At 68.2% G+C, this 13574-nt stretch carries 10 protein-coding genes and 1 tRNA gene; 8 read left to right on the top strand and 3 right to left on the bottom strand.

The window, feature by feature from the left end; all coding sequences use genetic code 11:
* A partial coding sequence (locus tag MIC448_RS00150) for a TetR/AcrR family transcriptional regulator (protein ID WP_036294149.1) occupies window positions 1-436 on the bottom strand: 436 nt, incomplete at its 3' end.
* A gap of 88 nt (window positions 437-524) precedes the next feature.
* Between MIC448_RS00150 and MIC448_RS00145 the strand changes: the two genes are divergently transcribed.
* The 7 genes from MIC448_RS00145 to MIC448_RS00115 all read left to right on the top strand — a co-directional run bounded on the left by MIC448_RS00145 (window position 525) and on the right by MIC448_RS00115 (window position 8501).
* Complete coding sequence (locus tag MIC448_RS00145) at window positions 525-2090, top strand: MFS transporter (protein WP_051512819.1); 1566 nt, start codon at window positions 525-527, stop codon at window positions 2088-2090.
* Between the two features lie 4 nt (window positions 2091-2094).
* Window positions 2095-3141 (top strand): 3-isopropylmalate dehydrogenase, encoded by a 1047-nt coding sequence (locus MIC448_RS00140; RefSeq protein WP_036294141.1) that lies wholly within the window; start codon window positions 2095-2097, stop codon window positions 3139-3141.
* An 86-nt stretch (window positions 3142-3227) separates the two neighbouring features.
* Window positions 3228-4349 carry a branched-chain amino acid aminotransferase gene (locus MIC448_RS00135; RefSeq protein WP_051512817.1) on the top strand — a complete coding sequence of 374 codons (1122 nt, stop codon included), beginning with the start codon at window positions 3228-3230 and terminating at the stop codon, window positions 4347-4349.
* Between the two features lie 289 nt (window positions 4350-4638).
* A complete protein-coding gene (locus MIC448_RS00130) occupies window positions 4639-5403 on the top strand; it encodes a fumarylacetoacetate hydrolase family protein (RefSeq protein WP_036294138.1) in 765 nt (254 codons plus the stop codon).
* A gap of 6 nt (window positions 5404-5409) precedes the next feature.
* Window positions 5410-6657 carry an MFS transporter gene (locus MIC448_RS00125; RefSeq protein WP_036294135.1) on the top strand — a complete coding sequence of 416 codons (1248 nt, stop codon included), beginning with the start codon at window positions 5410-5412 and terminating at the stop codon, window positions 6655-6657.
* Window positions 6658-6838: 181 nt separating this feature from the next.
* On the top strand, window positions 6839-8359 hold the full coding sequence (gene gltX, locus MIC448_RS00120; RefSeq protein ID WP_036294133.1) for a glutamate--tRNA ligase: 1521 nt from the start codon (window positions 6839-6841) through the stop codon (window positions 8357-8359).
* Window positions 8360-8429: 70 nt separating this feature from the next.
* A tRNA-Gln gene (locus MIC448_RS00115) sits at window positions 8430-8501 on the top strand.
* 55 nt (window positions 8502-8556) lie between these two features.
* On the opposite strand, the gene MIC448_RS00110 is transcribed toward MIC448_RS00115, so the two are convergent.
* Complete coding sequence (locus tag MIC448_RS00110; RefSeq protein WP_036294130.1) at window positions 8557-9135, bottom strand: TetR/AcrR family transcriptional regulator; 579 nt, start codon at window positions 9133-9135, stop codon at window positions 8557-8559.
* 104 nt (window positions 9136-9239) lie between these two features.
* On the opposite strand from MIC448_RS00110, the gene MIC448_RS00105 reads away from it, so the two are divergent.
* Window positions 9240-11750, top strand: coding sequence for an MMPL family transporter (locus tag MIC448_RS00105; RefSeq protein WP_036294127.1), 2511 nt, complete (start codon window positions 9240-9242; stop codon window positions 11748-11750).
* A 9-nt stretch (window positions 11751-11759) separates the two neighbouring features.
* Here MIC448_RS00105 and MIC448_RS00100 read toward each other — a convergent pair whose 3' ends face one another.
* A complete protein-coding gene (locus MIC448_RS00100; protein ID WP_036294125.1) occupies window positions 11760-13364 on the bottom strand; it encodes an ABC-F family ATP-binding cassette domain-containing protein in 1605 nt (534 codons plus the stop codon).
* Between the last annotated feature and the right edge of the window lie 210 nt (window positions 13365-13574).

Here is a 13574-nt window from a genome sequence, read left to right as displayed (position 1 = left end):
CATCGCTCACGAGCATCACGAGGTCGAGGGATGCCGCATCCTTCGTATGCGGGCGGAGCGCGTCGCCCCAGCGTTCGCGCACGCGGCGGAGCGCCGCGCTGGCTGAGGCATTCCCGCCCTGCGCGAGCCGAGACGTGGCGAGGATGGCCCGGTCGAGCGGATCGTTCTCCATCACCGACGTCCTCAAGAAGTACGCGATAGGACCTTCGTCGGCGTCCATCATGGCTTCGATATCAGCCGTGACCAGGGCGTCGAGGCGCTCGATGACTCCGGACTCGAGCGCTTCCTTCGAGGCGAAGTGGTACAGCAGCCCACCCTTCGAGACGCCGGCGGCGCGCGATGTGGCGTCCATCGTCGCGGATCTCTCGCCCTCGTCGATCAGGATCGCCTCGAACGCATCGAGCACGCTTTCTCGGGCTCGCGGGGGACGACTCATGCGCTCGATCGTACCCAGTGTGTGCCCAGCGGGATTCCGTGCATGTCTGTTACTATACCGGCTGGACGGTTTACTAATGGAACGGATCATGGCTACACAGACTTACTCGGCGAAGCGGACGTCGACGGCACCCCACGCAACGAGCGAAAAGGCGGGACCCCGCGCGTGGGCCGCGCTTGCCGTGCTCATGCTGCCGGTGCTGCTCGTATCGGTCGACAACACGGTGCTGAGCTTCGCGCTGCCGCAGATCGCGCTCGACCTCGAGCCGACGAGCGCGCAGCAGCTGTGGATCGTGGATGCCTACCCGCTCGTTCTGGCCGGCCTGCTCGTCACGATGGGGTCGCTCGGCGATCGCTTCGGGCGCCGACGGCTGCTTTTGATCGGTGCGACCGGTTTCGGTGTGCTCTCGATCGCCGCCGCGTTTGCACCCTCGGCCGAACTGCTCATCGCCGCGCGCGCGGGCATCGGATTCTTCGGCGCCATGCTCATGCCGGCGACCCTGTCGCTGCTGCGCACGATCTTCCGCGACCGTGAACAGCGTCGCCTCGCGATCGCGGTTTGGGCGGCCGGCTTCAGCGCCGGAATGGCCCTGGGCCCGATCGTCGGCGGATTCCTGCTCGAGCACTTCGCGTGGGGCTCCGTGTTCCTCCTCGCCGTGCCCGTACTGCTGCCGCTGCTCGTGCTCGCGCCGATTCTCGTGCCCGAGAGCCGCGACCCGCACCCGGGCCGTATCGACATCCTGAGCATCGTCCTGTCGCTCGGTGCCATGGTGCCGTTCGTCGCCGCGATCAAGTCGCTCGCCGTCGAAGGTTTCGCGGGACCCGCGCTGCCGTTGGCGGGTGTCGGGTTGGTGCTCGCGGTGCTGTTCGTCCGCCGGCAGCTGCGCCTCGAGACGCCCCTGCTCGACATGTCGCTGTTCCGGCGCGGCGCGTTCAGCGGAGCGATCCTCGTCAACCTGCTGAGCGTCATCGGCCTGGTCGGCTTCCTCTACTTCGTCGCGCAGCACCTGCAGCTGGTCCTCGGCCTCAGCCCGATGAACGCGGGTATCGCCCTGCTTCCGGGCCTGGCGGTCATGGTGACGGCCGGCCTCGGCGTCGTGCCGCTCGCCCGCCGTCTCGCCCCGCGTGTTCTCGTTCCCGCGGCCCTCGGCCTCTCGGTGCTCGGCTACCTGATCGTCGCTCTCACCGCGGGCGACGGATCGCTCGCGATGCTGACCGTGGCGTTCATGTCGCTCGGCGCCGGCATCGGTATGGCCGAGACGGTCTCGAACGAGTTGATCCTGTGGAACGCACCTCCTGCCAAGGCGGGCGCGGCGTCGGCCGTGTCCGAGACGGCCTACGAGCTCGGCGCGGTGCTCGGCACGGCGATCATGGGAGGCATCCTCACGGCGTACTACCGCGCCAACCTGCTGCTGCCCCCGGGTCTGACGCAGGACGCGGCGGATGCTTCGCGCGAAACCCTTGCGGGCGCCATGGCGTCCGCCGAGGGGCTACCCGCGCCGATCGCTGACGGCCTCAGGGCCGCGGCCGCGCACGCGTTCGACGGCGGAGTCGTCATCACGTCGCTCATCGGTGCGCTCCTGATCGTGATCGCGGCTGTGATCGCGGCCACTACCCTGGGAGGGTCCCGACCCACCGCACCCCAGGAGCATTAAAGCAATGACGCGCGTCGTGAAGCTGGCACTCATACCCGGTGACGGGATCGGACCCGAGGTCGTCGGCGAGGCCGAGAAGGTCCTCGACGCGGCGGTCGCGGGAATGGATGTCGCGTTCGAGAAGACGCACTTCTCGCTCGGCGCCGCGCGGTTCCTCGAGACCGGCGACACGCTCACCGACGACGATCTGGCCTCGATCGCCGCGCATGATGCGATCCTGCTGGGCGCCGTCGGGGGAGTGCCCGGCGACCCGCGCCTGAAGAACGCCAACATCGAGCGCGGGTTGTTGCTCAAGCTCCGGTTCGAGCTCGACCACTACGTCAACCTGCGTCCGTCGAAGTTCTACCCGAGCGTTCCCGGACCGCTGGCGGATGCCGGTGGGATCGACTTCGTCGTCGTGCGCGAGGGTACCGAGGGGCCCTACGTCGGCAACGGTGGGTCGCTGCGCACCGGAACGCCGCACGAGGTCGCGACCGAGGTGTCCGTCAACACCGCGTTCGGCATCGAGCGGGTGGTTCGGTACGCGTTCGATCTGGCCGAGAAGCGGTCGAAGAAGGTCACCTGGGTGCACAAGACGAATGTGCTCGTCTACGCCGGGTCGATCTGGCAGCGGGTCGTCGCGGCGGTTGCGGCGGAGCATCCGGATGTCGCCGTAGACTACCTGCACGTCGACGCGGCAACGATCTTCCTGGTCACGAACCCGTCCCGCTTCGATGTGATCGTCACCGACAACCTCTTCGGCGACATTTTGACCGACCTGGCCGGTGCGATCACCGGCGGCATCGGTCTCGCCGCATCCGGGAACATCAACCCCGAGGGTGCGCTCCCGTCGATGTTCGAGCCCGTCCACGGATCGGCGCCCGACATCGCGGGGCAGCAGAAGGCCGATCCGACGGCGGCGATCCTGTCGGTGGCCCTGCTGCTCGAACACCTCGGCCTGGCCGAGGCGGCCGATCGCGTGACCCGCGCGGTCGAGGCCGACATCGCGGACCGCGACGGCGGACCCCGCACCACAAGCGCCATCGGCGACGCGATCGCGGCTCGCCTGTAGCCTGAGAGCTTCGGGATACCCGGCCAGCTCTCGCGATTTTCTCTCGGTGATCACGCGCCGACCCATCTTCGATCGGCAGGACTGACATGACCCTTATCGACAACCCCGGCACGGGCGCCGACCGCGACGCCGGACTCGCGCCCCTGCAGTTCTTGGTTCAGCGGAACCTCCAGGCCAAGAACGACGCCCAGCGCGCGCAGATTCTCGAGAACCCCGGCTTCGGTACGCACTTCACCGACCACATGGTCGACGTGTGCTGGTCGGTCGGCGGAGGCTGGCACCGCCCGCGCGTCCAGCCCTACGGCCCGATCAGCCTCGACCCGGCAGCCGCCGTGTTGCACTACGGGCAAGAGATCTTCGAGGGCATCAAGGCATACCGGCACGCGGATGGCTCGATCCACACGTTCCGACCCGACCAGAACGGTCGGCGGCTGCAGCGGTCGGCGCGCCGCCTCGCTCTGCCCGAGCTGCCTGTCTCGTACTTCATCCAGTCGCTGCAGGAGCTGATCAAGGTCGACGGTGCGTGGGTTCCGGATGCCGCAGACCAGAGCCTGTATCTCCGGCCCTTCATGTTCGCGAAAGAGGCGTTCCTCGGCGTTCGCCCCGCCAACAAGGTCAACTACTACGTCATCGCCTCGCCGGCGGGCGCGTACTTCTCGGGCGGCGTGAAGCCGGTCACGATCTGGCTGTCGGAGGACTACGCGCGCGCGGGCAAGGGCGGTACGGGCGCGGCCAAGACCGGTGGCAACTACGCCGCGAGCCTGCTGCCGCAGGCCGAGGCGTACGAGAACGGCTGCGACCAGGTCGTGTTCCTCGACCAAGACGGCAACGTCGAAGAGCTCGGCGGCATGAACGTCGTCTTCGTCTACAAGGACGGCACGGTCGTGACGCCCATGTCGGACTCGATCCTCGAGGGCATCACGCGCGACTCGATCCTGCAGCTCGCCGAAGACCGGGGCCACAAGGTTCAGGGGCGGGCGGTCTCACTCGCCGAATGGCGTGAGGGCGTGGCATCCGGCGACATCGTCGAGGTCTTCGCGTGCGGCACGGCCGCGGTGGTCACCCCGATCGGAGGGCTCAAGGGTCGCACCTTCTTCGACGAGCAGCCGACCGGATCGCTCGCGCTGTCACTGCGCGAAGAGCTGACCGACATCCAGTACGGCCGCCGCGAGGACAAGCACGGCTGGATGCTGCGCCTCGACGCCTGAGCCTGCGGTCGGGTTCGTTCGAATTCAGGAGAACGTGCGGAGACAGGACGATTCGTCGTGGATTTTCCTGTTCTCGCGCGTTTTCCTGTCTGGGCGCGTTCAGGGGACCGTCACTGAGCGTGCCGATCGTTGAGCTTGTCGAAACGACCTGTGCGTGGCGGTCGTTGAGCTTGTCGAAACGACCTGCGTGTGCCGGTCGTTCAGCTTGTCGGAACGACTTGCGTGTGGCTGCTCCCTTCGACAGGCTCAGGGAGCGCGGGGATGCGTCGGGCGTGGCTAGGCTGATCGGGTGAAGATCGTACGGTTCAGCCACGAAGAGTCCATCCGCTACGGCATCGTAGACGGGACCGATCTGGTCGTGCTCGAGGGCGACCCCATGTTCGCCGGCTTCGGCACGACGGGGGAGCGCGTACCGCTCGGCGAGGTGTCGTTGCTGGCGCCCGTGATCCCGCGCTCGAAGGTCGTGTGTGTCGGCAAGAACTACCACGACCACGCGGCCGAGATGGGCGGCGAGGCTCCGGCCGAACCCCTGCTTTTCCTGAAGCCCAACACCGCCGTGGTCGGACCGGGCGACGCCATCGTGCGCCCGCCGCAGTCGACCCGAACGGACTTCGAGGGTGAACTCGCCGTCGTGATCGGGCGTATCGCGAAGAATGTGCCCGCGGCATCCGCTCTCGACTACGTCTTCGGGTACACGCTCGGCAACGACGTGACCGCCCGCGACCTCCAGAAGAGCGACGGGCAGTGGACACGCGCCAAGGGTTTCGACACGTTCTGCCCGCTCGGCCCCGCGATCGAGACGGACTTCGACGCGGCCGCCGCCACGCTGCAGACGCGCGTGAACGGCGAGATCAAGCAGTCGGCGCCCCTGACCGACATGATCCACTCGGTGCCGGACATCATCGCCTACGCCTCTGCCGTGTTCACTCTGCTTCCGGGTGACGTCATCCTCACGGGCACGCCCGCCGGCATCGGCCCGGTCGTCGCGGGTGATGTCGTCGAGGTCGAGATCTCGGGGCTCGGCGTGCTGCGCAACCCCGTGCGCGACGCGTAGGTCGACATGACAGCCGCGGCCGCGCTTCCCACCGATATCGGGGCGGTTCAGCGCCGCACCGTGCTGGTGCTGGCGTCGGGACAGGTGCTCGGCGGCCTCGCCCTCGGCGCGACGATCTCGCTCGGGGCGCTACTCGCTGCGGACATCTCGGGCGATGACTCGCTCTCGGGTCTCGCGACCGCGTCGCTGACGCTCGGGTCCGCCGCCCTCGCCGTGCCCATGGCGGCTCTCGCGCGGCGTCGCGGCCGTCGCATCTCGCTGTCGGCGGGCATGCTCATCGCGCTGGCAGGCGTTGCGGTCGTCATCACCGCGGCGGGACTTCGGATGTTTCCGCTGCTGCTGGTCGGATTCGTGCTGGTGGGTTCGGGAACCGCGGCGAACCTCCAGTCGCGGTTCGCGGCCGCCGACCTCGCCACGGACGCCACGCGTGGCCGCGACCTGTCGCTCGTGGTGTGGGCGACGACGATCGGTGCGGTGCTCGGGCCGAACCTCGTCGGGCCCGGAGAGTCGATCGGGGCAGCGCTCGGCATGCCCCCGCTGACCGGGCCCTACGTCTTCACGATCGGGGCACAGCTGCTCGCGATCGCGCTGTATCTGCTGGCCCTCCGGCCGGACCCGCTCCTCCTCGCCGCACGGCTCCGGGATGCCCTGACCGGCGATGCGCGCACCCGGGCCGTGATGCATCCGGATCGTCCTGTGCTGGCGCGCTTCGCGATCTTCGCGGTTGCGGCGAGTCACGGCGTGATGGTCGCGGTCATGGCGATGACTCCCGTGCACCTGCTGCACCACGGCGCGACGCTGACGGTGATCGGTCTGACGATCAGCCTGCACATTGCGGGGATGTATGCGTTGAGCCCGGTATTCGGCATCCTCGCCGACAGGCTCGGACGCCTGCCGACGATCGCGATCGGGCAGGCGCTGCTCTTGGCATCGCTGCTCACGGCGTGGCTCTGGTCCGAGGTTTCCGTCGCGGTAACAGTGTCGCTGATCCTGCTCGGCCTCGGCTGGAGTGCCTCGACCGTCTCCGGCTCGGCGCTGCTGACCGAGGCGACCGCCGAGCCCCTGCGCACGCGCCGGCAGGGCCGGAGCGACCTGGCGATGAACCTCGTCGGGGCTGCGGGCGCCGTCGGTGCGGGTGTCGTGCTCGGCTGGATCGGCTACAGCGGGCTCGCACTCGTCGCCATCGTCGCGGTCGCGGCCGTCGTGGTCGGGCTTGTTCTGGTGTGGCGGGAGCCGCGGCGCCACCCGGCCTGAGGCATCCGCGCGTTCGTAATTCAGTCTTTTGGGTCGTCTGGCTCGAGATTTTCCGCGGAAATTTGGGCGACGGGCCTTGAGCGCAGCGCGCAGAGACTGAATACCGAACGCGCGAGCGCGGCAAATCGGGGGAGCCTCGCCGAGAGGGCCAGGCCCGCGCCGCGAGTAGGCTGGGGTCGCCATGTCTGAAGCCCCCGCATCTGCCCCGTACCCCACCACCACCGCGACCGGAGCGGACGTGCGCGTGCGCTTCTGCCCGTCGCCGACGGGCCTGCCGCACGTCGGTCTCGTGCGCACCGCCCTGTTCAACTGGGGGTACGCGCGCCACCACGGCGGGAAGATGATCTTCCGCATCGAAGACACGGATGCCGCGCGCGACAGCGAAGAGAGCTACGCACAGCTGCTCGACGCGCTGCGGTGGCTGAAGATCGACTGGGACGAGGGTGTTGAGGTCGGGGGACCGCACGCTCCGTACCGCCAGTCGCAACGGCACGACCTCTACCGCGAGGTGCTCGACAAGCTCATCGCGGCCGGTGCCGTGTACGAGAGCTTCTCGAACGCCGAAGAGATCGACGCGCGCAACGAGGCCAACGGCCGCGCCAAACAGCTGGGCTACGACAACTACGACCGGAACCTCACGGACGAGCAGAAGGCTGCGTTCCGTGCCGAGGGCCGCGAGCCCGCCTGGCGTCTGCGCGTGCCCGACGAGGACGTCACATACGAAGACCTGATCCGCGGCGAGGTGACCTTCCCGGCAGGGTCGTTCCCGGACTTTGTGGTCGTCCGTGCCGGAGGCATCCCGCTCTACACGTTCGTCAACCCCGTGGACGACGCGCTCATGGGCATCACGCACGTGCTGCGCGGCGAAGACCTGATGCCCTCGACGGCACGGCAGCTCTCGCTCTACCGCGCCCTGATCGACGCCGGCGTGACGACGTTCATCCCGCGCTTCGGACACATGCCGCTCGTGCTCGGCGACGGCAACAAAAAGCTCTCGAAGCGCGACCCCCGCGCCGACCTGTTCCTGCAGCGCGAGAAGGGCTTCATCCCCGAGGGGCTGCTGAACTACCTGGCGCTCCTCGGCTGGTCGATCGCCCATGACCGCGACATCTTCTCGCTCGATGAGTTCGTCGCCGCGTTCGACATCGTCAACGTCAACCCGAACCCGGCTCGGTTCGATCAGAAAAAGGCCGAATCGATCAACGGTGACCACATCCGGATGCTCGAGCCCGCCGACTTCGCCGAGCGAATCCTGCCGTACCTGGCGTCGGCGGGTCTGATCTCGACGCCGCCGACGGCACGTGAGGCGGAGCTGATCGAGGCATCCGCTCCTCTCGTGCAGGAGCGCATTCCACTGCTCGGTGACGTGCCGGGGATGCTCGGGTTCCTGTTCGTCGACGAGGTGACCTACGACGACGATGCTCTCGCGGGTTTGCCCGACAACGCGAACGAGGTGCTGGTCGCCTCGGTCGGGGCTCTGGAGCTTGTGCCCGAGTCGGAGTTTCGGGCCGCGGCCATCCAGGAGGCGATGAATTCGGCGCTCGTCGAGGGACTCGGGCTCAAGCCTCGTGTCGCTTTCGGGCCGCCGCGCGTGGCCCTGACGGGGCGTCGCGTGTCGCCGCCGCTGTTCGAATCGATGGAGATGCTCGGCAAGGCGGAGTCGATCCGTCGCCTCGGTGCCCTGGTCGCGCACCGCGCATAGCGGGCGCGGTTTGGAAGGGCCCTCGCGGTCGTCTAGACTGGATCGTCGGCACGGTTTCGATCGTGACCGGTGGGGTATGGTGTAATTGGCAACACGGCGGTTTCTGGTTCCGTTGTTCTTGGTTCGAGTCCAGGTACCCCAGCAAGCAAGGCCCTCGAGTTTCGAGGGTCTTTTTTGTTTTCGGCCGATCTCGCGTTTCAGCGGTCGGCGCCGAGAACCGCGTCGAGCAGGCGCTCGGCGTCGCCGGGCTCGATGGGGGCGCGGCTTAGCGCCCGCAGCAGCACGGCGCCGATCAGGGCCTCGGCGAGTTGCTCGACCGGGGCCCCCTCGGGCAGGTTCGGCACCGTGCCGATAGCGCGGGAGAGGCGTCCCGAGACGGACTCGGAGCCCGAGAGACTGTCGCGCAACCGGCGACCGATCTCGGCGTGCTCTGCCGCCGCGGCAATCAGGGAGCGCAGGATGCTTTCGCCCTGAGCCGTGTCCAGGAGCGCGAAGATCCCGCCGAGCCAGCCGGTCAGGTCGCGGCGGATGTCGCCCGTGTCGGGCAGCTGTAGCCGCCCGTCGAGCAGTTTGCCCTCGAGGAGGCACTCCGCGACCACAGCGCCCTTCGAGGGCCACCAGCGATAGATCGTCTGCTTGCCGACGCCCGCCGTCGCGGCAATACCCTCCATCGTGAGGTGGTCGTAGCCGCGTTCGGCGAGGAGCCCCGCTGCCGCGTCGAGAATCGCCTGCCGTGCGGCTTCGCTGCGCACGGGTCCGCTTCGGGGGAGCATCATGGCGGGACTCCTCAGGTTAGACGAGACGGTGCGTGTTATCTTATCCGTGCTGATCGATGGAGCCGGCCTCCTCGTTGGGGCGCGCCCTCAACCGAAGGAGAGTCGTGGCCGAGCTGCTGCATCGTCTGGGATCGTTTGCCGCACGCCGGGCCTGGACAGTAATCGTCAGCTGGTTCGTGATCCTCGGGATCGCGGTCGGCGGCTTCGTCGTCGGGTTTGCGGGCCTGAGCTCCAGCTTCGACATTCCCGGGACCGCGTCGGGCGATGTCATCGCCGACCTCGAGGAGCAGCTGCCCGCCTTCAGCGGCGCGTCGGGCATCGTGGTTTACCACACCGACGATGGCGCGCCATTCACCGATGAACAGCGCGCAGAGATCACCGAGCTCGCGGAGTCGGCGCGCGATCTGCCCGACGTGTCGGATGTGACCGACCCGTTCGCGGCCGACCAGCAGCTCATGGACCAGCGGCAGCAGGTCGAGGACGGCCGCACGCAGATCTCGGACGCGCGCGCCGAGGCCGAGGCGGGCCAGGCGCAGCTCGACGATGCCCAGGTGCAGCTGGATGCCGGTCAGGCACAGCTCGACGGGGCGCGTGCCCAACTCGAGGCGCGGGGACTGCCGACGGCGTCACTCGACGCTCAGCAGGCCGAGTTGGACGCCCAGCAAGCCATCGTCGACGACCAACTTCAGCAGTTGACCGATGGTCTCGCAACGATCGACGAGAACGAGGCCGAGCTCGAACGCGGGGCCGAGCTGCTGTCGTACGCCGACGGTATCGGCCTCGTCTCGGACGACGATGCCACGGCGCTGGTCAACGTGCAGTTCTCCGAACCTCGCCTCGAACTGGCGGAGAGCTCGAAAGAGGCCGTCATCGAGCATTTCGAGTCCGAGCCGGTCGACGGCACCGAGGTGGCGTTCTCGACGGATATCTCGCAGGGCGTCCCCGAGATTCTCGGGGTCGGCGAAGCGATCGGTGTCGCTATCGCGGCGATCGTCCTGGTCGTCGTGCTCGGGTCGATACTCGCCGCCGCGTTCCCCATCGTCACGGCCCTCGTGGGTGTCGCGATCGGTGCCATGGCGACGCTGGCGTTCTCGGGCGTCGTGCAGATGGCGTCCGTCACCCCGATCCTCGGCGTGATGCTCGGGCTCGCGGTCGGCATCGACTATTCGCTGTTCATCATCTACCGGCACAGACGGCAGTTGCTCGAGGGGGCGGATGTCCATGAGTCGATCGGCCTCGCCAACGGCACCGCGGGCAACGCGGTCGTCTTCGCCGGCGCGACGGTGATCGTCGCCCTGCTCGCGCTCAACATCACGGGCGTGCCATTCCTCGGCGTCATGGGAACGGCGGGTGCGGTGAGCGTCGCCGTCGCGGTGCTGATCGCGGTGTCGCTGACCCCGGCGCTGCTGGGACTCGCGAAGTACCGCATTCTGAGCAAGCGTGCGGTGGCCCGTGCGCGCGCGGCGAATCCGGATGTCGTGGCCGAGCGATCCCGGTCGGTCCGGCCCATGTCGACCCTGCGTGCCGTGCTGACCGTCGTCGTCGCGACCGTGGCGCTGCTCGTCGTGGCCATTCCCGCGCTGTCGATGCGCCTGGGGCTGCCCGACGGAGGTTCCGAGGCCGAGGACTCGACCGCCTTCCGTGCCTTCACGCTCATCGACGAGTCGTTCGGGGCCGGCACCAACGGTCCCTTGCTCGTCACCGCCGCGCTGCCCGAGGGTCTCGACGAAGACGGTGCGCTCGACGCGCAGCTCAGCGTCGCCCGCGAGCTCGCGTCGCACGAGGACGTGGTCGCGGTCGCTCCCGTCGCGCTCTCGGATGACAACAGCCTCACGGCATTCCAGGTGATTCCCGCCGAGGGCCCGAACAGCACGTCGACCGAGGATCTCGTCCGGGATCTTCGTGACCTGCCGCCTGTCGACGGTGACATCACCCTCGGCGTCGCAGGCCAGGCGGCCATCAACATCGACATCTCGGAGGGTCTCGCGGATGTGCTTCCGCTCTACCTTCTCGTGGTGGTCGGCCTGTCGTTCCTGATCATGATGATGGTGTTCCGATCGATCCTCGTTCCTCTCATCGCGACAGCCGGATTCGTGCTGTCGCTGTTCGCGACCTACGGTGCCGTGACAGCGGTCTTCCAGTGGGGCTGGTTCGGTGAGCTGCTGGGGGTGCACAATCCGGGACCCATCCTGAGCTTCCTGCCGGTGATTCTGGTGGGCATCCTCTTCGGCCTCGCGATGGACTACCAGCTCTTCCTGGCATCAGGCATGCGCGAGGCCTGGGCGCACGGGGCGCCGGCGCGTCTCGCGGTGGCGCAGGGATTCCGTGCTGGGCGGACGGTCGTGACGGCGGCAGCGCTCATCATGGTCGCCGTGTTCTCGGGCTTCATCACGTCCGAGTCGGTCATCATCAAGTCGATGGGCCTCGGGCTCGCGCTCGGCGTGCTGTTCGACGCGTTCGTTGTGCGGATGCTGCTGATGCCCGCGCTCATGCACCTGCTCGGTCAGTCGGCCTGGTGGCTGCCGCGCTGGCTCGATCGCATCGTGCCGAACGTCGATGTGGAGGGCTCGGCGCTCGAGCGTCGGCATCCGGTCCATCACGCGACCTCGGTCTGATCGCTCCCTTCAGGTCACCCTCGTCAGCACGCCCTCGCGGTCCAGCCGCAACTCGGTCGTGAGATCGAGCCCGTCCAGGAATGCGCGGTCGTGGCTGACGACGATCAGGGCTCCGCGATACGAGGCGAGAGCCTCGATGAGCTGACCGACGCTCGGGATGTCGAGGTTGTTGGTCGGCTCGTCGAGCACCAGGAGCTGAGCCGGGGGACTGGCGAGCAGCAGCGTCGCCAGTACGGCGCGGAACCGTTCGCCACCCGATAGCGACGCCACAGGGCGGTCGACGCTCGACCCGCGCAGCAGGAGCCGGGCAAGCTGATTCCGGAGTTGGCCCGGGGCGACCCCCGGTGCGGCTTTCGCGACGTTGTCGAGCACGGAGGCCCCGTCATCCAGCCCATCAAGGCGCTGCGAGAGGTACCCGATGTGATCCACCATCGCCTCGGCGCGCGCACGGCCCGGTGTCGCCGCCGGCGCATCGCCCATGAGCTGACGGAGAAGCGTCGTCTTGCCCACGCCGTTCGGTCCGGTCACGGCGACGCGTTCGGGACCCTGAACGGATGTCTCGCGGCCCTCGGCGTCGATGAACCGCGCGATGCGACGGCCCGCGGGAACGCCGGGATCGGTGAGCTGGATCGAGATGTGATCATCGTCGCGCACGCGGGACTCGGCGGCGTCGACAGCCTCACGCGCGTTCGCGACCTTGTCGTCGAGGATGCCGCGGCGATTGCCCTGTGCCTTCTCCGCGGAGTTCCGGCGATCGTTCACGACAGCTTTCACGTACTTGCGGTTGGCGACGTCTTTGCGTCCCTGACGCTCGCTGTGCGCGATCTTCTCCTCGGCCTGGATGCGCTGGCGTTTCTCGGCCTTGAGCGTCTGCTCGGCCGCCCGCAGCGCCCGCGCCGCTGCCTCTTGCTCGGTCGCGACCTGCTCGCGATACGCGCTGTAGGGCCCGCCGTAGACCGACAGCGAACCGGCGCGGAGCTCGGCGGTGCTGTCCATGAGTTCGAGCAGCGCGATGTCGTGGCTGACGACGATGAGGGTGCCGCGCCATCCGCTCACCAGCTCGTACGCCCGCTCGCGCGCATCACCATCGAGGTTGTTGGTGGGCTCGTCAAGCAGTGCGATGTCGGCGCGGCGCAGAGACACACCCACGAGCGCGGTCAGCATCGTCTCGCCGCCTGACAGCGTGGCTGCGGCTCGGTCCAGATCGGTGACTTCGATACCGGCGGCGGCGAGTGCGGCGATCGACCGGGCCTCGACATCCCACTCGTCACCGATCAGATCGAAGAGGAGTTGATCGATCGTGCCGCCCTCGATCGCACGGATGGCATCGAGGATGTCTCGGACACCCAGCAGGTCGGCGACCGTGTTGTGCGGCCTGAGCGTCAGGTTTTGCGCGAGGTAGTCGACGACACCGGTCGTCGTCACGCTGCCGCTGGTCGGGGTGAGGTCACCGGCGACGATGCGCAGGAGCGTCGACTTGCCGACGCCGTTCAGCCCGACGAGGCCGGTGCGGCCGCGGTCGAAGGCGCCCGAGATGCGGTCGATGGCGGGGGAGCCATCCGGCCAGGCGAAGGTGAGGTCGTGAAGCGCGACGGAAGGACGAAAAGCGGGCATGCGGATCTCCGGGTTGTGTCAGGGGGCGCTGACACGAGATACGCATGCGGGTGCGCGGGTCGGTCAGCGAGGTACGCCGGAACCGAAACCCGCCATGACCCATCCTTCGATTCGCTCCTTCTCACACGCGGCCGGAGTGCCGCAGGAGCGCGGCAGTAAGTATGCCACACGCGCCGGGCTCGGTCAAGTCCTGGGACGTGGTGTATCGGT

The organism is Microbacterium sp. C448 (genome assembly GCF_000582705.2).
Classification (GTDB): Bacteria; Actinomycetota; Actinomycetes; order Actinomycetales; family Microbacteriaceae; genus Microbacterium; species Microbacterium lacus_A.
This window is presented reverse-complemented; position numbering and strand designations above follow the sequence as displayed.

Coding starts and splice junctions, on each gene's coding strand:
- MIC448_RS00145 (WP_051512819.1), top strand. CDS start 525: ATGGCTACACAGACTTACTCGGCGAAGCGGACGTCGACGGCACCCCAC.
- MIC448_RS00140 (WP_036294141.1), top strand. CDS start 2,095: ATGACGCGCGTCGTGAAGCTGGCACTCATACCCGGTGACGGGATCGGA.
- MIC448_RS00135 (WP_051512817.1), top strand. CDS start 3,228: ATGACCCTTATCGACAACCCCGGCACGGGCGCCGACCGCGACGCCGGA.
- MIC448_RS00125 (WP_036294135.1), top strand. CDS start 5,410: ATGACAGCCGCGGCCGCGCTTCCCACCGATATCGGGGCGGTTCAGCGC.
- gltX (WP_036294133.1), top strand. CDS start 6,839: ATGTCTGAAGCCCCCGCATCTGCCCCGTACCCCACCACCACCGCGACC.
- MIC448_RS00110 (WP_036294130.1), bottom strand. CDS start 9,135: ATGATGCTCCCCCGAAGCGGACCCGTGCGCAGCGAAGCCGCACGGCAG.
- MIC448_RS00100 (WP_036294125.1), bottom strand. CDS start 13,364: ATGCCCGCTTTTCGTCCTTCCGTCGCGCTTCACGACCTCACCTTCGCC.